Consider the following 24,438-nt stretch of genomic DNA (forward strand, 5'->3'; position numbering starts at 1 on the left):
AGTCACCAGATGAGTAGCTGACCCACCGCCTTCGCGAGCAAGCCCGCTCCCACACAAGTCCACTCCAACATTTAGTCGGTGTTAGCTGTCAGTTCTTTGCGTCGACTGCGGTTTTGCCATCCCAACCACCACCCAACGCGGCAATCAGCTGCACACTCGCCACCAAGCGCGTCTGCAACAAAGTCAGCACCGTGCGCTCATTGCTCAACGCGGTCGCCTGCACCTGCACCACATCCAGGTAGGCAATCAGCCCGGCCTTGTACTGGTTCTGGGTCAGGCGCAACGATTCACGGGCGGCGTCCAGGGCTTCATTGCTGACCACGGCTTCGTCCTCCAGCACCTTGAGCTGGACCATGTAGTTTTCCACTTCGCGGAAACCATCCAGCACGGTCTGGCGGTACTTGGCCACGGTCTCGTCATAGCTGGCCACGGTGCGATCGACTTCGGCCGAGCGCTGGCCGCCGTCGAACAGGGTCATGGCGAGTTTCGGGCCCACCGACCAGAAGCGGTTCGGCAGGCTGATCCAGTCGGCGTAGGTGCTGCTGGAATACCCACCGGTCAGGCTCAGGCTCAGGTCCGGGTAGTAGGCGGCCTTGGCCACGCCGATATTGGCGTTGGCGGCGATCACCGAGCGTTCGGCCGAGGCGATGTCCGGGCGGCGTTCAAGCAGTTGCGACGGCAGGCTCACAGGGATCTGCGGCAGCGCCGGGATGTCGTTGCTCACCGCCAGCTTGAAGTTGGCCGGTGCTTCGCCGATCAACACGGCAATCGCGTTTTCCAGCTGGGCGCGCTGCCAGATCAGGTCGATCAGGCTGGCCTGGGTGGACTTGAGCTGGGTTTGCGCCTGGGCCACCGCATCCTTGCCGGACACACCGGCGCGGTATTGGTTTTCGGTCATTTGCAGCGAGCGCTGGTAGGTGTCCAGCGTGGCTTGCAGCAAGCGGGTCTGTTCATCCATCACCCGCAGTTGCAGGTAGTTCTGCACCAGTTCCGACTGCTGGCTCAGGCGCATCGCCGCCAAGTCCGCCGAACTGGCTTGGGCCGTGGCGTCGTTGGCTTCCAGGCCGCGGCGCAATTTGCCCCAGACGTCCGCCTCCCAACTCACCCCCAGTTGGGTGTTGAGGGTATCGCGAATGCCGCTGCTGGAACTGCTGAGGCTGGCGTTGCTGCTGCCGGTGCCCTGGCTGGCGCGGGTTTTCCCGGCGCTCAGGTCAACCGTAGGGAAAAACGCACCCCGGGCGCTGCGCACCTGGGCCTGGGCCTGGCGAAAGCGCGCCTCGGCCTGGGCCACGGTCTGGTTGGAGGTGTTCAGGCGCACCACCAGGTCGTTGAGCTGGCGATCGCCGTACAACTCCCACCACGCGCCACGGGCCAGGGCGTCGCTCGGCGTGGCCTGGCGCCAGCCCTGGGCTTCTTTGAACTGCACCGGCTCAACGACATCCGGGCGCTGGTAATCCGGGCCAATGGCGCAGGCGCTGAGCAACAGGCCACACAGCACCGTCACCAACAGTTTCTGGCTTGTCTTAGGGAAATCGGTCATAGCGCAGTGTCCAGGGCAGCATCGGTACGCACGCCACGCCAGGCGTTGAAGCGATGGCGCGCGCGGTCGAGATAGAGGTAAACCACCGGGGTGGTGTAAAGGGTCAGGATCTGGCTGAACACCAGGCCACCGATAATGGTCAGGCCCAAGGGTTGGCGCATTTCCGCGCCTTCGGCGGTGCCGAGCAACAGCGGCAACGCGCCGAGGATCGCCGCCAGGGTGGTCATCAGGATCGGCCGCAAGCGCAGCAGGCAGGCGCTGCGGATCGATTCCAGCGGGCTCATGCCGTCATGGCGCTCCAGTTGCAGGGCGAGGTCGATCATCAGGATCGCGTTTTTCTTCACCACGCCGATCAGCAGGAACAAGCCCAACAGGGAGATCAGGCTGAACTCGCCGCCCAGCAGGTAGATCGACAACAACGCGCCAACACCGGCCGACGGCAGGGTCGAGAGGATGGTCAGCGGGTGGATATAGCTTTCATACAGAATGCCCAGCACCAGGTACACCGCCACCAGCGCGCCGAGGATCATGAACGGCTGGCCCTTCTGCGTCGCGGCGAAGGCATCGGCGGTACCGGCCATCTTGGCGATCACGTCTTCCGGCAAGCCGACCTTGGCAATCGCCCGCTCGATGGCGGCCGTGCCCTGCTCCACCGTGACCCCGGGCGCCATGTCGAAGGCAATGTTCTCCGAGGCGAACTGGCCCTCGTGGCTGACGCGGTCGTCCGCCAGGCTGTTCTCGTAATGGGCGATGGTCGACAACGGCACCCGCGCGCCGGAGGAGGTAATCACCTGCATCTGGTTGAGGGTGATCGGGTCCTGGGCGTACTTCGGGTTGACCTCCATCACCACCTGGTACTGGTTGAGGCTGTCATAGATGGTGGAAATCTGCCGCTGGCTGTAGGCGTTGTTCAGCACCGCCGTGACCATCGCCATGTCGATGCCCAGGCGCTTGGCCTGGTCGCGGTCGACAATCAGCGTGACCTGCGCCGCCCCCCGGCCTTCGCGGGCGTCGATGGCGGTCAGTTCCGGCAGCTCGCGCAAGGCGCTGACCACCTTCGGGTACCACAGGCGCAATGCGGCCAGGTCACCGCTTTGCAGGATGTAGGAATACTGCGCGCTGCTCTGGTCGCGACTGCCACCAAATTGCAGGTCCTGGTCGGCCATCAGGAACAACCGCCCGCCCGGCACCAATGGGACGTCCTTGCGCAAGCGCTCGATCACCGCTTGGGCCGAGACCTTGCGCTCGCTGATGGGCTTGAGGCGCACCAGCATCACCGCGTTGTTGGTGCCGTTGTTGCCGCCGATAAAGCCCGCCACGCTCTGCACCGCCGGGTCCTTGAGCACGGCCACGCGGAACGTCTCCATCTTCGGCTGCATCACATTGAACGACAGGCCGTCGTCGCCGCGCACAAAGCCGATCAGTTGCCCGGTGTCCTGCTGCGGCATGAAGGTTTTCGGCACCACCACGTACAGCGCGATATTCACGCCCACGGTGACCAACAGGCTGAGCAAGGTCAGGCGACGGTGACGCAGCACCCAGTCAAGGCTGGTGGCGTAGCCGGCGACCATGCGGTCGTTGACCTTCTGGCTCCAGCGCTGCAAGCCGGTCATCTGGCCTTTGACATGGGGCTTGAGCCAGCGCGCGCAGAGCATCGGGGTCAGGGTCAGCGAGACGATCAGCGAGACAATGATCGCCGCCGACAAGGTGATGGAAAACTCGCGGAACAGGTTGGTGACGATCCCGCCCATGAACAGGATGGACAGGAACACTGCCACCAGCGACACGTTCATCGACAGCAAGGTAAAGCCGACTTCCTGGGCCCCCAGGTACGCCGCCTTCATCGGTGGCACGCCGTCGTCGATATGCCGGGAAATGTTCTCCAGCACCACGATGGCATCGTCCACCACCAGGCCGGTGGCGAGGATCAGCGCCATCAGCGAGAAGTTGTTCAGCGAGAAGCCGAACAGGTACATCACCGCAAAGGTGCCCACCAGCGACACCGGCACCGCCAGCGTCGGGATCAGCGAGGCGCGGAAGTTGCCGAGGAACAGGTAGACCACCAGGATCACCAGGGCCACGGCAATCAGCAAGGTCATCTCGGCTTCATGCAGGGTCGCGGTGATAACGGGCGAGCGGTCCATGGCCAGGTTGAGCTTGACGCTGGACGGCAGCACCGCCTGCAACGCCGGGAGCTGGGCCTTGATCTGGCGGACGGTCTCGATGATGTTGGCGCCGGACTGGCGGTTGATCACCAGCAGCACGGCCGGTTCGTTGTTGAAGAAACCACTGTTGTAGCGGTCTTCCACACCATCGCTGATCTTTGCCACATCGCCCAGGCGCAGGGCCGCGCCGTTCTGGTAGCGGATCAGCAGCGGTTCATAGTCCTTGGCTTTTTCCAACTGGTCGTTGGCCTGGATCTGCCAGTTGCGCTCGCTGTCTTCCAGGGAACCCTTGGGCCGGCGCTGGTTGGCATTGGCGATGGTGTTGCGCACATCGTCGAGGGCCACGCCGTACTGGTCGAGGGCCTTGGGTTCCAGCTCGATGCGCACCGCCGGCAGGGAGCTGCCGCCGATCTGCACTTCACCCACGCCGGGTACCTGGGACAGGCTTTGCGAGAGGATCGTCGAGGCCAAATCGTACAGCTGGCCCTTCTGCAACACGTCCGAGGTCAACGACAGCACCATGATGGGCGCCTGGGACGGGTTGATCTTCTTGTAGGTCGGCATGCTGCGCATACCGCTGGGCAGCAGGTTGCGCGAGGCGTTGATGGCGGCCTGCACTTCCCGTGCGGCGCCGTTGATATCGCGGTCGGAATCGAACGCAAGGATCACCCGCGTCGAGCCCTGGCTGGAGTTGCTGCTCATGGTGGTGATGCCGGCGATCGCGCCGAACGAGCGCTCCAACGGCGTCGCCACGGTGGACGCCATGACCTCGGGGCTGGCACCGGGCAAGCTCGCCGAGACCACGATCACCGGAAAGTCGATCTGCGGCAACGGCGACACCGGCAGCAGGTTGAAGCTCACGCCGCCCAGCAGCATGATCGCCAGGCTCAGCAGCATGGTGGCTACCGGCCGGCGGATAAACGGTCCGGACAGGTTCATGACTCAACCGGCTCCAGGCTTTGCGGCTCTTTGCGCCAGCGCCGACCGAGGCGGTCGAAGTACAGGTAGATCACCGGCGTGGTGAACAGGGTCAGCACCTGGCTCACCAGCAGGCCGCCGACCATCACCAGGCCCAGGGGTTGACGCAATTCCGCGCCCGAACCGGTGGCCAGCATCAACGGCACCGCGCCAAACAGCGCGGCCAGTGTGGTCATCAGGATCGGCCGGAAGCGCAACAGTGCCGCCTGGTAGATCGCGGTTTGCGGGTCCAGGCCCTGGTTGCGTTCGGCGTCGAGGGCGAAGTCGATCATCATGATCGCGTTCTTTTTCACGATACCGATCAGCAGAATGATGCCGATGATCGCGATCATGCCCAGGTCATTGCCGCTGAGCAGCAACGCCAACAAGGCGCCCACCGCCGCCGACGGCAAGGTCGACAGAATGGTGATCGGGTGGATATAGCTCTCGTAGAGCACGCCAAGCACGATGTACATGGTCACCACCGCCGCCAGGATCAGCAGCAAGGTGCTCGACAGCGACGCTTCGAACGCCTGGGCCGCGCCCTGGAACTGGGTCTGCACGCCCACCGGCATGCCGATGTCCTTCTGGGTCTGGTTGATAAGCTCCACGCCTTTGCCCAGCGCGACGCCGGGGGCCAGGTTGAACGACATCATCACCGCCGGGAACTGGCCGATATGGGCAATGGCCAACTGCGCCTGGCGCTGTTCGACCCGGGCCAGGCTGGACAGGCGCACCTGGCCGCCATCCGTGGTTTTCACGTGGATCTGGTTCAGCGCATCCGGGCCGAGGGTCTCGCCGGACTGTGCCTGCAACACCACGCGGTACTGGCTGGCCTGGGTGTAGATGGTGGAGATCTGCCGCTGGCCGAAGGCGTCATACAGTGCGTCGGTGATGGTCGACACCGTCACGCCCAGGCGCGAGGCCGCATCCCGGTCGATCACCAGGAACACCTGCAACCCCTTGTCTTGCAAGTCGCTGGCGACGTCGGTGAGTTCCGGCAACTGGCTGAGGGCGTGCACCAGCTTGTCGCTCCACAGCGCCAACAGGTCGGCGTCCGGCGACGACATGCTGAACTGGTACTGGGTGCGGCTGACGCGGTCTTCGATGGTCAGGTCCTGCACCGGCTGCATAAACAGGCGGATACCCACCAGCTTGTCGATTTCCGGTTGCAGGCGGGTAATCACCTCGGCTGCGCTCAAGTCGCGCTGGCCGTGGGGCTTGAGGTTTATCAGCAAACGGCCGCTGTTGAGGGTGGCGTTGTCGCCATCCACGCCGATATAGGACGACAGGCTTTGCACCGCCGGGTCGGCCAGGATGATCTTGGCCAACGCCTGCTGGCGCTGACTCATGGCCGCAAAGGAGATCGACTGCGGCGCTTCGGAAATGCCCTGGATCACGCCGGTGTCCTGCACCGGGAAGAAACCCTTGGGCACCACCAGGTACAACACCACCGTCAGGCCGAGGGTGGCGATGGCCACCAGCAGGGTCAGCGGCTGGTGCTTGAGCACCCACTGCAACTTGCGCCCGTAGGCTTCGATCATCCAGTCGATCCAGGCGCCGCTGGCCTTGTAGAAACGGCTCTGTTCCTCTTCCTTGGGCTCACGCTTGAGCAGGCGCGCGCACATCATCGGCGTCAGGGTCAGGGACACCACCAGGGAAATCAGGATCGCCACCGCCAGGGTGATGGCAAATTCGCGGAACAAGCGCCCCACCACGTCAGCCATGAACAGCAATGGGATCAAGACGGCGATCAGCGACAGGGTCAGGGAGATCAAGGTGAAGCCAATCTGCTTGGCGCCCTTGAGCGCTGCCGCCAGTGGCGTCTCGCCTTCTTCGATATAGCGGGAGATGTTCTCCAGCATCACGATGGCATCGTCCACCACAAACCCGGTGGCGATGGTCAGGGCCATCAGCGTCAGGTTGTTGATGGAGAAACCGGCCAGGTACATCACGCCAAACGTGCCCACCAGCGACAGCGGCACCGCGATGGAGGGAATGATCGTCGCGCTGACCCGGCGCAGGAACAGGAAGGTCACCATCACCACCAGGGCAATGGCGATGAGCAATTCGTGCTGCACGTCGGTGACCGAGGCGCGGATGGTCTGGGTGCGGTCGGTGAGCACGAGCACGTCGAGGCCGGCCGGCAGGTTGTCGGTGATGCTTGGCAGCAGGGCCTTGATGCGGTCGACCACCTCGATCACGTTGGCGCCGGGCTGGCGCTGGATATTCAGGAGCACGGCCTGGTTTTCATTGGCCCAGGCGGCAAGGCGCTCGTTTTCGGCGCCATCGACGATCTGCGCCACGTCTTTCAGACGCAGTGGCGCGCCGTTGTTGTAGGCCAGGATCAATTCGGCATATTGCTGGGGCGAGACCAACTGGTCGTTGGCATCGAGCATCGACACGCGGGTCGGGCCGTCGAAGTTGCCCTTGGGCTGGTTGACGTTGGACGCCGCGATCAGGGTGCGCACATCCGACAGGTTCAAGCCATTGGCCGCCAGGGCCTCGGGGTTGACCTTGATGCGCACGGCCTGGCGCTGACCGCCCGCGATGCTGACCATGCCGACGCCGCTGATCTGCGCGATTTTCTGCGCCATGCGCGTATCGACCAGGTCATTGAGCTTGGGCAGCAGCATGGTCTTGGACGTGACGGCCAGGGTCAGCACCGGGGTATCCGCCGGGTTGACCTTGTTGTACACCGGCGGCGCCGGCAGGTCCTTGGGCAACAGGTTGGTGGCGGCGTTGATCGCGGCCTGCACCTGTTGCTCGGCGACGTCCATGTTGACGTCGAGGTTGAAGCGCAGGGTCAGCACCGACGCGCCACCGGAGCTGGTGGACGCCATCTGCGTGAGCCCGGGCATTTGCCCGAACTGGCGCTCCAGCGGCGCGGTGACGGCACTGGTCATCACGTCCGGGCTGGCGCCGGGGTACAGGGTCATCACGCGGATGGTCGGGTAATCCACCTGGGGCAATGCCGACACCGGCAACAGGCGATACGCGATGATGCCGGCCAACACAATGGCAAGCATGCTTAGCGTGGTGGCGACCGGGCGAAGGATAAACAGGCGCGACAGGTTCATGAACCGACCTTTTGCGCCTTGCCGGCGGTGGTGCCGGTCTCCCCTTTCGCCGCTGGCTTGCCTTGCAGGTGTTCGGTCGGGGTGGTCAGCACTTCGGTGCTGTCGTTGACCACTTCGATCTCAGTGCCGTCCTTCAGACGGTCGGTGCCTTCCAGCACCACGCGATCACCGGCCACCAGGCCTTGTTTAATCACGGTGTTGTCGCCGTCGGTGTCACCGATCACCAGGGGCTGGATCTTGACCTTCTTGTCGCCGTCGAGCTTGTAGACAAACGTGCCGCTGTTGCCGAACTGGATCGCCGCAGACGGCGCCAGCACCACGTTGTGCAGGGTGTCGGCGAGCAGGTGCACGTTGACGAACTGGTTGGGGAACAGCGCCTGGTCCTTGTTATCGAAACGCCCCTTGAATTTCAGGGTGCCGGTGGTGACGTCGATCTGGTTGTCCAGGCTTTGCAGCACACCGACGGCCTGTTTCTTCACGTCGCCACGGTCCCAGGCCTCCACGGGCAGCTTGTTGCCGGCGTGGTAGCGGGTGAGCACGGTGTCCAGGGTGTTTTCCGGCAGGGTGAAGACCACGTTGATCGGCTGGGTCTGGGTAATCACGGCGATAAACGTGGTGTCGTTCGCCGCCACCAGGTTGCCCACGTCCACCTGGCGCAAGCCGACACGGCCACCGATGGGCGCGCGGATCTTGGTGAATTCCAGGTTGAGCTTGGCGTCATCCACCGCCCCCTGGTTGGTCTTGACCGTGCCCTGGTATTGCAGGACCAGCGCTTCGGCGGTGTCCAGGGTCTGCTTGGCAATACTGTCCTGGGCATACAGGCCACGATAACGCTCGACATCCACCTGGGCGTTTTTCAGTTGCGCCTGGTTCTGCAACAGCGTGCCCTGGGCCTGGAGCAAGGCGTTCTGGTAGCTGCGCGGGTCGATCTCGGCCAGCAGGTCGCCGGCCTTGACCATCTGCCCTTCTTCAAAGGCGATCTTCACCAGTTCACCGCCCACCCGGCTGCGCACATTGATGGTGTTGAGGGCGGTCACCGTCCCCAGTGCCTTGTAGTACACCGGGAACTCGCCGAGCACCGCCGGGGCCACGCGCACCGGCACCGGGCCAGCAGCACCACCGAAGCCCGGGCGCATCATCCCCGACTTGCCGGCACGCCCGGCCGGCGCCTGGGCGGCGGCATCCTTGTGGCTGGCGGGCCAGAATTTCCAGCACAGGCCGGCGATAACCAGCAGCACAAGCAGGCCAAACAGCCAGCGGCGGGACTTACGGGGGGACGATTGCATGGATTGATCAACCATTGGGCGCGAGAGCTTCTTCTTTGGGAGGCTGAAAGATAAGCACTGGAGCGCGTTTAGAGAAGCGCCTTTACCGGCTATTTACCTTGGGCTTACAACTTTTAACTTCTGACCTTAGTCCACTGGCTAATTCAGCTAAGCGTTTGACCCTTAAATGAAAACGGCCTGGACTAGGCCAGGCCGCAATCATGTAGCACGCGTGTTACTGCCAGACGACAGTCATACGCCGATACAGTTACTTCAAAACAGCCAGGGCTGCTTCGTAGTTTGGCTCTTGGCCGATTTCGGCGACCAGTTCGCTGTGCAGGACTTTATCGTTTTCGTCCAGTACAACCACCGCACGGGCGGTCAGGCTGCGCAGCGGGCCATCAACGATGTTCACGCCGTAGTCTTCGGAGAACGCAGCGCTGCGGAAATCCGACAGGTTCTTCACGTTTTCCAGGCCTTCGGAGCCGCAGAAGCGGGCTTGGGCGAAAGGCAGGTCCGAGGAGATGCACAGTACAACGGTGTTGGCCACATCATTGGCCTGGGCGTTGAACTTGCGTACCGAGGTAGCGCAGGTCGGGGTATCGACGCTTGGGAAGATGTTCAGAATTTTGCGCTTGCCGGCGAAAGTGGCCAGGGTGGCGTCCGACAGATCGCTGGCGGTCAGGGTGAAGTCAGCGGCTTGGGTGCCGACTTGTGGCAGTTCGCCTTCAACCTGGACCGGGTTACCACGGAGAGTGACTTGAGCCATGAACGGAATCCTTTTGCTGTGTTGGGTTAAACGAATTCGAGAGGCGGAAGTTAACCACAAAGCGCGAAGAGCACCTACCTGCAAACGGATTCTTTTGTCGAAACGGGCCGCCAATACAGAAACTTCGTACGGCCCATAAAGGGTTAAATGGTAAAGGTCTGCGTGTCCGTTCCACGGTCGTCAGGACCGCCCGTATCAGGAATGAACGTAACCGCGACCGTAATGTGAGTCGAGTTGCCCACCGCCAACGAGCCATTGGTATCCCAGGGTAACCAGACACCTTTTTGCTCCATGCTGTCGGGAGAGTTGAGTTTGTACTCTCCCGCCGCGTTGGCTTTTACCGAAATGTTGATATTGGCTTTGTTGCGATTGTTAACGCGGGTAAACCAATACCGCAGAGCCTGGATTGTCAAGGTACTACCAGAGCGCAGCCAGCGCATTTGCAAACGCCCTGTGTTGTGACCAATCGTCCTCACGAACTCATGCCCCGCCCAATTCACGCTGCTCTCTGTTGGCTTGGGCTCAGGCGTGGGAGCCTCTTGGCCCGTGGGTGTCTTTTTCATGTCAACGCCGCTCCATCAGTTTAAGTATCGAATTCCCAGCTCCGAAAGACTGGGTGCAAGCCTCAACCTAACAGCGGCACACATCCGTCATAACTGTGACAAATGACAGTCCACTAGCTCATTTCGCAATCAAAGACTCGACGTTTAATTCCATCCGCCAACGGGTCTGGGCATTGCGGCTTTTGTGGTTTAATCGCGGTTTTTCGGCGCGTGCAATACGCTCTCAAGGATTTATCTGTCATGAATCGCCCCACCACCAAAGTCCTGGTCATCGGTTATGTCTGGCCGGAGCCACGTTCCTCGGCTGCCGGCGGGCACATGATACAGATTTTGGAAACCTTTCTTGCGCAAGGCTGGCACATTACCTTCAGCAGCCCCGCCGCGCTTGGCGAACACAAGGCCGACTTGCAAGCCCTGGGCATCGCCGAATGCGCTATCGAACTCAACAACAGCAGCTTCGATGACTTTATCCGCGAGTTGGCCCCGGATATCGTGCTGTTCGACCGTTTCATGATGGAAGAACAGTTCGGCTGGCGCGTCGAAAAACACTGCCCCGACGCCCTGCGCGTCCTGGAAACCTGTGACCTGCAAAGCCTGCGCGACGCCCGTCAGCAACGCCTGAAACACCATCTGAAAGCCCACCCCGATTGCGACGATTTCAGCGCCCTTTTCGCCCCGGCGCTGAAGGAAGAATTCGAGCTGATGGCCGACACCGACATCGCCAAGCGCGAGATCGCAGCGATTTACCGCTGCGACATCAGCTTGATGATCTCCGACGTAGAAGCCCGCCTGCTCACCGAGCAGTTCAAGGTGCCCGCCGCCCTGCTCCACTGGTGCCCGCTGATGCTGGCGGTGCCCACCGCGCCCTTCGCACCGTTTGAAGACCGCGCGCACTTTCTCAGCATCGGCAACTTCCGCCACGCGCCCAACTGGGATGCGGTGCTGTGGATGAAAAACAGCCTGTGGCCGCTGATTCGCCAGCAATTGCCGGGCGCCCAGCTGCACATCTACGGTTCCTACACCCCGCCCAAGGCGACGGCGTTGCACAACCCGGCGCAAGGTTTTCATGTCATGAATTGGGCCGAGGATGCGTTGCAGGTCATGAGCGCCGCGCGCATCTGCCTGGCGCCGTTGCGTTTTGGTGCCGGCATCAAGGGCAAGCTGGCGGATGGCATGCTTTGCGGCACGCCAAATGTCACCACGCCGATCGGTGCCGAAGCCATGGGCGATGAGCAACCGTGGCCGGGCGCCATCGAGCAGAGCGCAGCGGCACTGGCCGCGGCCGCCGTGGCGCTGTATCAGGACCGCGAGCGCTGGACCGAGGCCCAGGAACAGGGCCGCCAGTTGCTCGGGCGTCGTTATGACTATGCCCTTCATGCCCCGGCGCTGGTGGCGTGCCTTGAGCAATGCCGGAAAAACCTCGCCGCCCATCGCCGGGACAACTTTACCGGCAGCATGCTGCGCCACCACGCCCATAAAAGTACGCAATACATGTCGCAGTGGATCGAGGCAAAAAACCGCGTCGTATAAACATCGGCGCTGGCAGCCTTACACGCATAGGGGCATTATTCGGGTCGCAACCAATAATAAAGCGACGGCAACATGACCCGAGCCACACGCATCACCGACCCTTCCTACGAGCTGATGGACGATCACAACGGTCTGTCCATCATCTATCGCCAACACGGCTTCCCCTGCCCGCTGGTGCGCTGGCATTTCCACAAGGAATACGAGCTGCACCTGATCGTCGCCAGTTCCGGCAAGGTGTTTATCGGCGACTACATCGGCAACTTCTACCCGGAAAGCCTGTTCCTCACCGGCCCCAACCTGCCCCACAACTGGATCAGCCAGGTGGAGGAAGACGAGGTGGTGCCCAAGCGCGACATGCTGGTGAACTTCACCGATGACCTGCTTGAAAGCGGTAGCCATATCTTCGCCGAACTGAAGAGCCTGGCGCCGCTGCTGGAGCGTGCGCAGTACGGCATCGAATTCCGCTGCAAACACACCATCGCCCAGGCGATGACCTTGATGCAACGCATCGAGGATGACCAGGGTATGACAAGGTTGGGGCACTTCTTTATCCTGCTGGAAGTGTTGAGCGCGTGTGAGGACTACCAGTTGCTGTCGGGCGCGACCACGCCGCAGTTGGCCGATGAACACAGCATCGACCGCACCAACCGCGCAGTGGACTACATCTTTGCCCACTACGCGCGGGAGTTGCCGCTGGAAGAAGTGGCGGAATACCTGGGAATGAAGCCCACCTATTTTTCGCGGGTGTTTAAACAGGCTACCGGGCGCACGTTTATCGAATTCGTCAATCGGTTGCGCATCAGCAAGTCCTGCGAGTTGTTGGCCGATGGCGACAAGGCGGTGACGGATGTGTGCTTCGAGTCGGGGTTCAACAACATCTCCAACTTCAACCGGCGCTTCCAGCAGCTCAAGGGTATGACGCCCTCTCATTACCGACGTCTGGCCGTACAGCGGCTCACGGAACAGAACCTGGTTTGACTCGGGCACCCGCGCAACACCGTCAACAAGAAGACCGAAACCTCAGCAACGTCTCCCCCATCACTCATGGAACCCAATCATCCCGCCCCGTTACTCAGTGTAGGCATCATCGCGCTTTCGCTAGAAAGGCGATGCTTTTCTGACGTACAGGTAAAGGGTCATCATGGTCAATGTCTCGACGTTTTCCGGCAACCGTGTCACACGCCAGCCGCCGACTGAAATCAAGCCGCACATAACCCACCCACGGCCGAGTCAGGAAGCAATCGCTAGCCCGCCGCCTAGCCCACCCAAGTTTGATCCTGTCTTGTCGCGGTCGCGTCGAGACTTGCAGAATCCGGTCGCCGAGCCTGACCCTCTCAAGGTGTCAGTTCGCCAGTTCGCCGATGCCTTGGTTGAGAGGGATGACGGGCAACTGGCGATAAATCTCGGCAATGCCTTGGTTCGTCGCGAACGCCCTTCGACCATCCGCGGATCAATCGACGATGCGTACAAGCTCGCCATACCGCCGTACTCCAGCTATGGCCAGGCGTTGTCTGAGCTTGCTGACGCACTGGAATCGGAGCCTTTCAAGTCGTTTGCCGAAGCCCAGTCGATTGATATTTCACAGCTGGTCTTCGATCCAGATGGCAGCCTGACGGAGACAGGTAAAGATGGCGGCATCACCCATTATTTCGCGCATAAAAACCCCGAGTGGGCAGCTGCCTCATCTGCCGTTTTAGCCGCCGTGAAAAAACTGGTGGGTCAGGGCTACCCCTCCCTTGTGTACTACGGTCGCGACTACGCATCGGCTCACAACGTCGCCGAATTCTACGGGCAACCATTGAGCGGCCTCGATGCCAACGATAGGCTCAAAACCGCAGGCAAACTTCTACACGACGGCAGTTTCCAGACGCTAAGCAGCTCAGACCCGCTCGACGCGCCGATCAAACAAAAACAAAGAGACGCCCGCCAACGCATTGTGGCTTTATCACCACCGGTACTCGCCTCGATGCTCGAAGAGTTTGCACCTTCGACAGTGAAGCAGAAGGTTCAGCAAGACGATCAGGCACTGGCGCAACTGGTCAGCCGCGGGATGATGAAACTGCTGCCAGAAACGGCCGAATACGAGACATCGGTCACTCTGGAGGACATTCCCAAGTATTCAACTTACAGTCTGGTGCGTGAAAACCTGTTGGAAAAGCTGCAAGGCAAAACAGCCGCCACCTTTTTCCAAGAGAACAACGTCGACCCCACCAGCATACGCATCAACCCCGTCAGCGGCGAGTTGACGGGCACCGTAAAGGGCGTCGATACCACGTTCAACCTGAACGATGTGTCTGGCTGGAACGATGTCTGGACCGAGATAAAAGAGGCGGTGCAACAGATGGCCGCGGGCTCCGACGAGGATGTCACCTACCCCTCCAGCAACTCCGCCAGCCTGTATAAAGTCATGGCTTTTTACAATGAACCGCCGCCTCGCCAAGAGCAGGACACTCGACACCCCGACTGGCAGCAACGCCAGCTCGCGTCCACCCTGCAGCGTATCGACGAGATGAACCAGAATAATGGTTTCAAAGCGTTGGTCGGTGAAGACCCCAGCGACCCCGAATCCCTCGCGGTACGCCAGCGCCAGCAAGCCGTGACGAAACAATTGGCAAACAGGCCACTATCATTATCGCCACTTGAAACCCTGGCCTCCACCGTCAAGGGCAACCTCCCGTCCTCCGAAGACCTGTTGGCCAGCGCCGAAGGCGAACTGGCAACCACCGTACATCGTGCGATGCTTGAGCTGAAAGCCAACCCCGACCAAGTCACGTCGAAAACCATCCAGCCAATACCGGCCAACAGTTTCGGCGGCCAATGGCAGGCCTACCTGGTCAAAGCCCTCAACGGGCGTGGTTTCACCGAGTGGTTGAAGGAACAGCATATTGCCCCGAACTCTTTGCGCTATGACCCCACGGACCAAGCGCTGATCGGCAGCGTCAATGGCGTTGACCAGCGCTTTACCCTCAGCGATTTTGCGCAAAAGTACCCCAAGCATTTTGACGTGCTCGCGCCTGTATTAACCGCCGCGCAGGCATTCGCCAAGCCCGGGCAACCGATTACCCTTGCTCACGCCGAAGGCAGCGGCATGCCGTACCAATGGGTGGCCAACCTCTATGGCCTCAGCGACGCCCCAAGCAGCCCGCTATTTGCCCAACAGACTGCGTCGTTGGGCAGTACCCAAAAGCTCCCAGGCGTACCTGATGACCCACAAAAAATCGTCGGCTGGCTGGACCAGCAAAAAACCGCATTGGGTGATAGCAACGACCGTTATCAGCTGATCCGCTTGTTGAAAGCCGGGCACAAAAACAGCGACTTCAGTCGCTTTGCCGTTGACCCGCACTCAAGCCATCAACCGAAAGGCGTAACGCAGCTTGCAGAATTCCTCGCGCACAATGACTGGTACCCCATCCGATCAAATACCGACAACGATAATCTGCTGGCAGCCTTGCAGTCACCGGTTCCCCATTCCCCTCCCCTTGGCAACTATTGGGGCTTCCTGTCAACGCAACTGCCGCTGACGACCGAACAGCGCGGTGCATTGGTCGCAGAGGTGAAAAAAAGCATCGGCACCCGTGACACCCTCCTCAATTACCTGAGTAGCAAGGTTACCAACCTCAGTAGCGACCCTGAACACGCACTGGAGCAACTGCTCACCAGCGACGATGCGTCTGTACTCGCCAGTCATCTGCAAACCCAGATGAAGGGGGCTGCAACCCCAACCAGCCTGAAGCAATGGCTATTGACGGCGTTGGTGCTGGAGCTGGATCCAACGGCCGGCACGCAGCATAAGACTGTTGCCGGTATGGATTTGATGGGCGCTGATAACGCCGGGCGCGGCACGCGCTTTATCCGTGAGCGGTTTAACCAATACTTGACGACCAAGAAGAACATTCCGTCGAACCTTGCATCGACGGTTTCGCACCTGCTGATGCGCGGCGCTGCACCACACCTGCTGGTGAAAGATGCACCGCAAAAAATGACGCTCGGCTCCCCGGAGTGGTTCAACTTTACGGCGGCGGTTAACCGGATCGAATGGACGGCACCCGGAGCGACCGCGAACATGACCTACCAACAGATAATGGAAAATTACAAAATCCAGCCTATTTCAAAATTGGAATCGCAAATACAGAGCTACGCGCAGATGAACCCTTTGTTGGATTGGGCCGCCCTCAACAACAAGGTCGACAAGAACAACTACACCTTGGAACAGTTGAAAGACAGCCAGGAAAAACTCCAGGCGCAAGCCAGTAACACCGCCCAAGCGATCAACTGGTTGCGCACGACGCCAGCGCCCAACAGGAGGGACATGGCGCTTAAGGTGCTAAGAGAAAAGTTTGGCCCCGATATTGATTATGAAAAACGATTCATGGTGGAGAACGAGGGTGTTGGTACCAGCGGCAGGCACTACAGCCTCGCAGAAATCTATGAAGCCGGCAGGCTGGATGAAAACTGGCGACAGGAAGGCGATCAGGTGGATTTCGACAGCCTGCGTAAAAAAGCCAAAGAGCCTGACTTTCCGGTTATCAACGATGAGTTCGACACGGCCATAAAGGCCGACTTCAACCAGCGCAGGCTGCATACCACGACGATGTTCGAGGACATGCTGAAAAAGCTACCGGTGGAGGAATACAAAAGCCTGCTTTATGGCAACGTAGAGTTTTTAAATGTTGCAGGCCCCGGTGGTAGCAGCGGCATGGTGATTACGTCTGTCTACAACGGGGTCAGAAGAGATTTTGCGGTTTATCCGACGTGGGGCCAGATTGTAAGAATTGCTGACATCGATCCGTCCACCCCGATGAACACAGTGGTCGAACTCGAAATCGACGCCGATGCTTTCAAAAATGGCAAAGAGCCCAGGACGGGCGTTAAAACCAACGTTGTATTGCGCACCACCGACCAACACCTGCTGGATGACAACAATGAACCCTGGCCATTGGAAGTCAACTTCCCAGCCCACAAGGAAGACGATGGGTTCTCTCCCAACTACGTGGCCGGCAGACTCTCCAAACTTGCCAAAGTCATGATCGATTCGACCTACCTGAATAAATCCGAGTTCGTGAACCTTCACCGCAACTGGTCCAGCAATACGCTTGAAACAGCGACAGAACCCAGTGACTTCTTCAAAGCCCTGTGGCACTCCTTGCCCGGCGCCAGCAGCCTGGAAGACCTGTATCACGGCCAATTCCTGAAGGCGGGCGCAGACCTTGCCGTTGATGTCGCTATCGTTGTCGCCACCGAGGGCGCCGGCAAGTTGTGGGGCCTGGCAAAATCTGCGGCGTCCTGGGCGACAGCCAAGGTCGGTGCGGGGTTTATAGAGAAGTTTGGGGCTAAGGAGGCCGAAAGCATTGCGCTCAGGGACATGACCACCGCCACCACTTCTGAGTCAGTCAATGCAACCAGCCGCCTGCAGGGCACAGCTGTCGACGTTACGACGCCGGAAAATGTGGCTGACGGTTCCGTCGCCAACTCCAGCGCAGGGGGAAAAACCAAGATCAGCGCTATTTTTCAAGATGATGAATGGCACGCCTATAACCCCAAGACGCTAGAAGCCGAGGGCCCTGCGCTTAATGGTTTTGTGCCGGAAGGTTCCACCAACAGCCCTCTGAACCCTCTATTTGGCTCATCGCCCGAGGAGAGACAGGCCCAAAAAGAGCTGATTGGAAGATTTGAAAATAAAGTTATCGAAGCACGTAAAAAGCCAGGTTATCAAAAAGGCTACGACACGTTAAATCTCGACAACATAGCCGGTTACACCCCAAACATGGGGCCTAAAACAATCGCGAAACTCATTGCCGATTCCGACTTCACTGCTGAGCAGATAGGCAGTTTGATGCGGCAAAGAGAGAGAATAAAAATGGACACCGTTCAGAGAGTTTCCGAGGGCTTCATGAAAGAAATGAAATCGGCTGGAGGTACGGTTCGCCCTATGCCCCAGACGCTTTATCTTGCCCTGGCGCACATCTTCTCCCCTGGCGAGTGTGCTGGGCTTTCCACCGCAATGGCTATGGCAATAATGGATGGCACGGAAAATACATTGATCGATAATCTGGCCATTGCCGCTGCAAGACCGAACCTCCCCGCGAATGCCGCGTTTCTCGAGAGCATCACGAAACTCGAGAATACGATGATGTACCAAGAACAACTGCATGGTGTTTCAGGGGCTCTCGTCCCCGTTGACGGCATCATCAAGAAGATGAGCAAGGCGACGAGTACGACCACATGGCTCATCAGCTCGGATGAACACGCAATGGTCGCGGGCGTGAGGGTAGACCCCACCAATACAAGCAAAAAGCTCTGGTACTTTTACGAACCGAGCTATGGCCTTGCCAAGTTCGACTCTGAAAAGGCGATGAAGGCTGGGGTGAACAAGCTCCTGAAGAACGGCCCAATTGGTACAAGTCAGGTCCATTTTGGAACCCCCTCAAAACCGTTGTATGGGGTGTCGGCCTTCAATCAGAACACGCTCATCGACCGGAAATGGGCGATAGAGGACGTTAGAAAGTTGTCCCAACCCATTGGGAGTTGACAACTTCAGCATACCCCACGGACCAGGGCGCAGCGCCTGCGCCCCTCCGTGCACGAGCACGCATCTACCGCAAAAGCCTTTGAGTCGAGTGCAAAAAAGTATCAGTCCCAGTGCTCCCAAGGATTTGTCACACCGCCATTTCAAGGCTGTAATCAACCGCACACTCTTCCTGACTCCCTGTAGGAAGACACAACAACAATAACTGTCCTTCTGTAGCCCTCTGGGCGCGGAAACGGAGTGCGCGATGAAGTTCACAGCAAAAGTTCTGCTTGCCTCTACCTGCTTGACTATCAGCGCCGTCAGCCTTGGCGCGCAAACCCTGACCATTGCCACCGTCAACAACAGCGACATGATCCGCATGCAAAAGCTCTCGAAAACGTTCGAGGCCGAGCACCCGGAGATCAAGCTGAACTGGGTGGTGCTGGAAGAAAACGTCCTGCGCCAGCGCCTGACCACCGACATCGCCACCCAGGGCGGGCAGTTCGACGTGTTGACCATCGGCATGTACGAAGCCGCACTGTGGGGTGCCAAGGGTTGGCTGGAACCGATGAAGGATCTGCCGGCGTCCTACGACCTCGATGATGTATTCCCTTCGGTGCGTGACGGCTTGTCCGTCAAGGGCTCGCTGTACGCCCTGCCGTTCTACGCCGAAAGCTCGATCACCTATTACCGCACCGACCTGTTCAAGGACGCCGGGCTGACCATGCCTGAGCATCCAACCTGGACGCAGATCGGCGAATTCGCCAGCAAACTCACCGACAAAACCAAAGAACAATACGGCCTGTGCCTGCGCGGCAAAGCCGGTTGGGGCGAGAACATGGCGCTGATTACCACCCTGGCCAACGGCTACGGTGCACGCTGGTTCGATGAGAAATGGCAGCCGGAATTCAACGGGCCAGAGTGGAAGGACGCGCTGAACTTCTACGTCGACAACATGAAGAAATCCGGCCCGCCGGGTGCGTCCAGCAACGGTTTCAACGAAAACCTCGCGCTGTTCAACAGCGGCAAGTGCGCGATCTGGGTCGATGCCAGCGTGGCCGGCTCGTTCGTCACCGACAAAACCCAAAGCAAGGTGGCGGACCACGTCGGCTTCACCTTTGCCCCACACGAGAAGACCGACAAGGGCACCTCGTGGCTGTACTCCTGGAGCCTGGCGATCCCCACCAGTTCCAAGGCCAAGGACGCCGCCAAAGTGTTCGCCAGCTGGGCGACATCCAAGGAATACGGCGCATTGGTGGCCAAGACCGACGGCGTGGCCAACGTCCCACCGGGCACCCGGACCTCGACCTACAGCGACGAGTACATGAAGGCGGCGCCGTTTGCCAAGGTGACCCTGGAATCGCTGAAAGTCGCAGACCCGACCAAGCCGACGCTCAAGCCGGTGCCGTATATCGGTATCCAGTTGGTGACCATTCCCGAGTTCCAGGCGATTGGCACCCAGGTCGGCAAGTTCTTCTCGGGGGCGTTGACCGGTCAGCAGACGGTGGATGCAGCACTGACCGCCGCGCAGACCACTACCGAGCGGGAAATGAAGCGGGCCGGGTATCCCAAGTAAGGTAAGCCTCCCACATTTGATCGCACTCCGATTCTTGCTCTGTACTGGCCTTGAATACCATGAATACACCCCCCAAAAACCGCCTGGCCAACCCCGGCTGGTTCCTTGTCAGCCCCTCGGTCGCCCTGCTGCTGCTGTGGATGATCGTGCCGCTGGGCATGACCCTGTACTTCTCGCTGATCCGCTACAACCTGCTCTACCCCGGTGAAAACCAATTCGTCGGGCTGGAAAACTTCACCTACTTCATCACCGATTCGGGCTTCCTGCCCGGCGCCACCAACACCCTGTTGCTGGTGGGCAGCGTATTGCTGATCAGCGTGGTGCTGGGCGTGTTGATCAGCGCCCTGCTCGAAGCCAGTGAGTTCTTCGGGCGCGGCCTGGTGCGGGTGTTGTTGATCTCGCCGTTCTTCATCATGCCCACCGTCGGTGCGCTGATCTGGAAGAACCTGATTTTCCACCCGGTGTCGGGGATTCTCGCCGCCGTGTGGAAGTTCTTCGGCGCCGAACCGGTGGACTGGCTCGCCCATTACCCGTTGCTGTCGATCATCATCATTGTCTCGTGGCAATGGCTGCCCTTCGCCATCCTGCTGCTGATGACCGCCATGCAGTCCCTCGACCAGGAACAAAAGGAAGCCGCGCGCCTGGACGGTGCCGGCGCCATCGCGATCTTCTGGCACCTGACCCTGCCGCACCTGGCCCGGCCGATTGCCGTGGTGGTGATGATCGAGACGATCTTCCTGCTCTCGGTGTTCGCCGAAATCTTCACCACCACCAACGGTGGCCCCGGCTACGCGTCCACCAACCTCGCCTACCTGATCTACAACCAGGCGCTGGTGCAGTTCGACGTGGGCATGGCCTCGGCCGGCGGCTTGATTGCCGTGGTCATTGCCAATATCGCGGCGATCATCCTGGTGCGGATGATCGGCAAAAACCTGACTGACAAGCCTTGAGGGCCGCGCCATGACGCTTCAACAATCCCGCCGCCTGCAAAGCCTGTTGCTCGGCACGTTGGCCTGGGCCATCGCGATCCTGATCTTCTTCCCGATCTTCTGGATGGTGCTGACCAGCTTCAAGACCGAAATCGACGCGTTCGCCACGCCGCCGCAGTTCATCTTCACGCCGACGCTGGAGAACTACCTGCACATCAACGAGCGCAGCAATTACTTCGCCTACGCCTGGAACTCGGTGGTGATTTCCTTCAGCGCCACGGCCTTGTGCCTGCTGATCTCGGTGCCAGCGGCCTACTCCATGGCCTTCTACGAAACCCAGCGTACCAAGGGCACGCTGCTGTGGATGCTGTCGACCAAGATGCTGCCACCGGTGGGCGTATTGATGCCGATCTACCTGCTGGCCAAGAGCTTTGGCCTGCTGGATACGCGCATCGCGCTGATCATCATCTACACCCTGATCAACCTGCCGATTGTGGTGTGGATGGTTTACACCTACTTCAAGGACATTCCCAAGGACATCCTTGAAGCCGCCCGCCTGGATGGCGCCACCCTGTGGCAGGAAATGGTCCGCGTGCTGCTGCCGATTGCCAAGGGTGGCCTGGCGTCCACGGTGCTGTTGTCGTTGATCCTGTGCTGGAACGAGGCGTTCTGGTCGCTGAACCTGACCTCGTCGAATGCCGCGCCGCTGACCGCGCTGATCGCCTCCTACTCCAGCCCCGAAGGCTTGTTCTGGGCCAAATTGTCCGCCGTGTCGACCCTCGCCTGTGCGCCGATCCTGATCTTTGGCTGGGTCAGCCAGAAACAGCTGGTGCGCGGTTTGTCCTTCGGCGCTGTTAAATAATAATTCCAAGCGGAGGCCCATCATGGCCAACCTGAAAATCAAGAATCTGCAAAAAGGCTTCGAAGGCTTCTCCATCATCAAGGGCATCGACCTTGAGGTGAACGACAAGGAATTCGTGGTCTTCGTCGGCCCGTCGGGCTGCGGCAAATCCACCCTGCTGCGCCTGATCGCCGGCCTGGAAGAAGTCAGCGACGGCACCATCGAGCTGGATGGCCGCGACATCACCGAAGTGACCCCGGCCAAGCGCGACCTGGCGATGGTGTTCCAGACCTACGCCTTGTACCCGCACATGAGCGTGCGCAAGAACATGTCGTTTGCCCTGGACCTGGCCGGCGTCGACAAGAAGCTGGTGGAGAGCAAGGTCAGCGAAGCCGCGCGCATCCTCGAACTGGGCCCGTTGCTGGAGCGCAAGCCCAAGCAACTGTCGGGCGGCCAGCGCCAGCGCGTGGCCATTGGCCGGGCGATTGTGCGCAACCCGAAGATCTTCCTGTTCGACGAACCGCTGTCCAACCTCGACGCCGCGCTGCGCGTGCAGATGCGTCTGGAGCTGGCGCGCCTGCATAAAGAACTGCAAGCGACGATGATCTACGTGACCCACGATCAGGTCGAAGCCATGACCCTGGCCGACAAGGTGGTGGTGCTCAACAGCGGGCGCATCGAGCAGGTTGGCTCGCCGCTGGAGCTGTACCACCAGCCGGCCAATCTGTTTGTGGCGGGGTTTCTCGGCACGCCGAAAATGGGCTTCCTCAAGGGCAAGATCACCCGCGTCGACAGCCAAGGCTGCGACGTGCAACTGGACGCTGGCACCGCCGTCAGCCTGCCGTTGAGCGGCGCGACGTTGAGCGTGGGCAGCGCCGTGACCCTGGGCATCCGCCCGGAACACCTGGAAATCGCCACTGCAGGCCAGACCACCCTGACCGTCACCGCCGACGTCGGCGAGCGCCTGGGCAGTGACACCTTCTGCCACGTCATCACCGCCAACGGCGAGCCGCTGACCATGCGTATCCGTGGCGACATGGCCAGCCAATACGGCGAAACCCTGCACCTGCACCTCGACCCGGCGCACTGCCATCTGTTCGACACCGACGGCGTCGCCGTGGCCCGCCCACTGCGCGCTGCCGCCTGATTTTGCGAGAGTTGTGATGAAACTGAATAAACAGAACCTCACGCGCCTGGCGCCAGAAGTACAGCTGCCGACTTATACGCCTACCGCGCAGGGCATCGCCCATATCGGCGTCGGCGGTTTCCACCGCGCCCATCAGGCCTATTACACCGATGCGCTGATGAACACCGGCATTGGCCTGGACTGGAGCATCTGCGGCGTCGGCCTGCGCAGCGAGGACCGCAAGGCCCGCGACGACCTGGCCGGCCAGGACTATCTGTTCACCCTGTACGAACTGGGCGACACCGACGACACCGAAGTGCGCGTGATCGGTGCGATCAGCGACATGCTGCTGGCCGAAGACAGCGCCCAGGCCTTGATCGACAAACTCGCCAACCCGGCTATCCGCATCGTCTCGCTGACCATCACCGAGGGCGGCTACTGCATCGACGACAGCAACGGCGAGTTCATGGCGCACCTGCCGCAGATCCAGCATGACCTCGCGCACCCCAAGGCGCCGAAAACCGTGTTCGGTTTTCTCTGCGCCGCGCTGACTCAACGCCGCGCCGCCGGCACCCCGGCGTTTACCGTAATGTCCTGCGATAACCTGCCGCACAACGGCGCCGTCACGCGCAAGGCGCTGCTGGCGTTCGCCGCCCTGCACAATGCCGACCTGCATGACTGGATCGCCGCGCATGTGAGCTTTCCGAATGCCATGGTCGATCGCATCACGCCGATGACCAGCACCGCCCACCGCCTGCAATTGCATGACGAGCACGGCATCGACGATGCCTGGCCGGTGGTGTGCGAACCCTTCGTGCAGTGGGTACTGGAAGACAAATTCGTCAACGGCCGCCCGGCCTGGGAACAGGTCGGCGTGCAGTTCACCGCTGACGTCACGCCCTACGAAGAGATGAAGATCGGCTTGCTCAACGGCAGCCACCTGGCCCTCACCTACCTGGGCTTTCTCAAGGGCTATCGGTTTGTCCACGAGACCATGAACGACCCGCTGTTCGTCGCCTATATGCGCGCCTACATGGACCTGGACGTCACGCCCCACCTGGCGCCGGTGCCCGGCATCGACCTGGCGCAGTACAAGCAGACCCTGGTGGATCGCTTCTCCAACCAGGCGATTGCCGACCAGCTGGAGCGCGTGTGTTCCGATGGTTCGTCGAAGTTTCCCAAATTCACCGTGCCGACCATCAACCGCTTGATCGCCGATGGCCGCGAGACTGAGCGCGCGGCGCTGGTGGTGGCGGCGTGGGCGTTGTATCTGAAGGGTGTGGATGAGAATGGCGTGCGCTACACGATCCCGGACCCGCGTGCGGCGTTTTGCCAGGACCTGGTCAGTGATGATGGGTTGATTGGCCAGCGGCTGTTGGGCGTTGAAGAGATTTTTGGCACGGCTATTCCCAATTCGCCTGGGTTTGTGGCAGCGTTCGAGAAGTGTTTTGTGAGCTTGCGCGACCATGGCGTCACCACAACCCTGCAAAACCTCCTGAAGAAACCGACTTAAAACTGTGGGAGCGGGCTTGCTCGCGAATGCGGTCTTTCAGTTGATACATCTGTGACTGATGCACTGCATTCGCGAG

Annotated in this window: 14 protein-coding genes; 8 read left to right on the forward strand and 6 right to left on the reverse strand. The window is 60.4% G+C overall.

Going from position 1 to position 24,438, the window contains the following annotated elements; genetic code table 11:
* Nucleotides 1-88 precede the first annotated feature (88 nt).
* The 6 genes from NUV89_RS13155 to NUV89_RS13180 form a co-directional block, all read right to left on the reverse strand.
* Nucleotides 89-1,540, reverse strand: coding sequence for an efflux transporter outer membrane subunit (locus NUV89_RS13155; protein ID WP_257781654.1), 1,452 nt, complete (start codon nt 1,538-1,540; stop codon nt 89-91).
* Nucleotides 1,537-4,644 (reverse strand): efflux RND transporter permease subunit, encoded by a 3,108-nt coding sequence (locus tag NUV89_RS13160; protein ID WP_257781655.1) that lies wholly within the window; start codon nt 4,642-4,644, stop codon nt 1,537-1,539. Before NUV89_RS13160 ends, NUV89_RS13155 begins: the two co-directional genes overlap by 4 nt.
* The gene (locus NUV89_RS13165; protein WP_257781656.1) at nt 4,641-7,742 is read right to left on the reverse strand and encodes an MdtB/MuxB family multidrug efflux RND transporter permease subunit; all 3,102 of its coding nucleotides are present in this window, start codon (nt 7,740-7,742) and stop codon (nt 4,641-4,643) included. Before NUV89_RS13165 ends, NUV89_RS13160 begins: the two co-directional genes overlap by 4 nt.
* Nucleotides 7,739-9,043, reverse strand: coding sequence for an MdtA/MuxA family multidrug efflux RND transporter periplasmic adaptor subunit (locus NUV89_RS13170; protein ID WP_257781657.1), 1,305 nt, complete (start codon nt 9,041-9,043; stop codon nt 7,739-7,741). The genes NUV89_RS13165 and NUV89_RS13170 overlap by 4 nt, the downstream gene beginning before the upstream one ends.
* Nucleotides 9,044-9,275: 232 nt before the next feature.
* Nucleotides 9,276-9,776, reverse strand: a complete 501-nt coding sequence (gene tpx / locus NUV89_RS13175) for a thiol peroxidase (RefSeq protein WP_257781658.1) — start codon at nt 9,774-9,776, stop codon at nt 9,276-9,278.
* 143 nt (nt 9,777-9,919) lie between these two features.
* Nucleotides 9,920-10,339, reverse strand: a complete 420-nt coding sequence (locus NUV89_RS13180; protein WP_257781659.1) for a hypothetical protein — start codon at nt 10,337-10,339, stop codon at nt 9,920-9,922.
* A gap of 240 nt (nt 10,340-10,579) precedes the next feature.
* Here NUV89_RS13180 and NUV89_RS13185 point away from each other — a divergent pair, with 240 nt between their 5' ends.
* From NUV89_RS13185 to NUV89_RS13220, 8 genes are all read left to right on the forward strand, one after another.
* Complete coding sequence (locus NUV89_RS13185) at nt 10,580-11,869, forward strand: glycosyltransferase (RefSeq protein WP_257781660.1); 1,290 nt, start codon at nt 10,580-10,582, stop codon at nt 11,867-11,869.
* A gap of 72 nt (nt 11,870-11,941) precedes the next feature.
* Nucleotides 11,942-12,847: an AraC family transcriptional regulator gene (locus tag NUV89_RS13190; protein ID WP_257781661.1), complete on the forward strand. Its 906-nt coding sequence runs from the start codon at nt 11,942-11,944 to the stop codon at nt 12,845-12,847.
* A 163-nt stretch (nt 12,848-13,010) separates the two neighbouring features.
* Complete coding sequence (locus NUV89_RS13195) at nt 13,011-18,398, forward strand: hypothetical protein (protein ID WP_257781662.1); 5,388 nt, start codon at nt 13,011-13,013, stop codon at nt 18,396-18,398.
* Between the two features lie 244 nt (nt 18,399-18,642).
* Complete coding sequence (locus NUV89_RS13200) at nt 18,643-19,953, forward strand: sugar ABC transporter substrate-binding protein (RefSeq protein ID WP_257781663.1); 1,311 nt, start codon at nt 18,643-18,645, stop codon at nt 19,951-19,953.
* 59 nt (nt 19,954-20,012) lie between these two features.
* Nucleotides 20,013-20,903, forward strand: a complete 891-nt coding sequence (locus NUV89_RS13205) for a carbohydrate ABC transporter permease (RefSeq protein WP_207046692.1) — start codon at nt 20,013-20,015, stop codon at nt 20,901-20,903.
* A 10-nt stretch (nt 20,904-20,913) separates the two neighbouring features.
* On the forward strand, nt 20,914-21,744 hold the full coding sequence (locus NUV89_RS13210; protein ID WP_017734518.1) for a carbohydrate ABC transporter permease: 831 nt from the start codon (nt 20,914-20,916) through the stop codon (nt 21,742-21,744).
* 22 nt (nt 21,745-21,766) lie between these two features.
* Complete coding sequence (locus NUV89_RS13215) at nt 21,767-22,870, forward strand: ABC transporter ATP-binding protein (RefSeq protein WP_257781664.1); 1,104 nt, start codon at nt 21,767-21,769, stop codon at nt 22,868-22,870.
* Between the two features lie 16 nt (nt 22,871-22,886).
* The gene (locus tag NUV89_RS13220) at nt 22,887-24,362 is read left to right on the forward strand and encodes a mannitol dehydrogenase family protein (protein ID WP_257781665.1); all 1,476 of its coding nucleotides are present in this window, start codon (nt 22,887-22,889) and stop codon (nt 24,360-24,362) included.
* Nucleotides 24,363-24,438 lie beyond the last annotated feature (76 nt).

The organism is Pseudomonas sp. 18.1.10 (genome assembly GCF_024655625.1).
In the GTDB taxonomy this organism is placed as follows: Bacteria; Pseudomonadota; Gammaproteobacteria; order Pseudomonadales; family Pseudomonadaceae; genus Aquipseudomonas.

What these genes read in the sequence shown, in the direction of transcription:
- NUV89_RS13205 (WP_207046692.1), top strand. Translation starts at nt 20,013, where the DNA reads ATGAATACACCCCCCAAAAACCGCCTGGCCAACCCCGGCTGGTTCCTT.
- NUV89_RS13155 (WP_257781654.1), bottom strand. Translation starts at nt 1,540, where the DNA reads ATGACCGATTTCCCTAAGACAAGCCAGAAACTGTTGGTGACGGTGCTG.
- NUV89_RS13165 (WP_257781656.1), bottom strand. Translation starts at nt 7,742, where the DNA reads ATGAACCTGTCGCGCCTGTTTATCCTTCGCCCGGTCGCCACCACGCTA.
- NUV89_RS13215 (WP_257781664.1), top strand. Translation starts at nt 21,767, where the DNA reads ATGGCCAACCTGAAAATCAAGAATCTGCAAAAAGGCTTCGAAGGCTTC.
- NUV89_RS13170 (WP_257781657.1), bottom strand. Translation starts at nt 9,043, where the DNA reads ATGGTTGATCAATCCATGCAATCGTCCCCCCGTAAGTCCCGCCGCTGG.
- NUV89_RS13195 (WP_257781662.1), top strand. Translation starts at nt 13,011, where the DNA reads ATGGTCAATGTCTCGACGTTTTCCGGCAACCGTGTCACACGCCAGCCG.
- NUV89_RS13220 (WP_257781665.1), top strand. Translation starts at nt 22,887, where the DNA reads ATGAAACTGAATAAACAGAACCTCACGCGCCTGGCGCCAGAAGTACAG.
- tpx (WP_257781658.1), bottom strand. Translation starts at nt 9,776, where the DNA reads ATGGCTCAAGTCACTCTCCGTGGTAACCCGGTCCAGGTTGAAGGCGAA.
- NUV89_RS13185 (WP_257781660.1), top strand. Translation starts at nt 10,580, where the DNA reads ATGAATCGCCCCACCACCAAAGTCCTGGTCATCGGTTATGTCTGGCCG.
- NUV89_RS13200 (WP_257781663.1), top strand. Translation starts at nt 18,643, where the DNA reads ATGAAGTTCACAGCAAAAGTTCTGCTTGCCTCTACCTGCTTGACTATC.
- NUV89_RS13190 (WP_257781661.1), top strand. Translation starts at nt 11,942, where the DNA reads ATGACCCGAGCCACACGCATCACCGACCCTTCCTACGAGCTGATGGAC.
- NUV89_RS13160 (WP_257781655.1), bottom strand. Translation starts at nt 4,644, where the DNA reads ATGAACCTGTCCGGACCGTTTATCCGCCGGCCGGTAGCCACCATGCTG.
- NUV89_RS13180 (WP_257781659.1), bottom strand. Translation starts at nt 10,339, where the DNA reads ATGAAAAAGACACCCACGGGCCAAGAGGCTCCCACGCCTGAGCCCAAG.
- NUV89_RS13210 (WP_017734518.1), top strand. Translation starts at nt 20,914, where the DNA reads ATGACGCTTCAACAATCCCGCCGCCTGCAAAGCCTGTTGCTCGGCACG.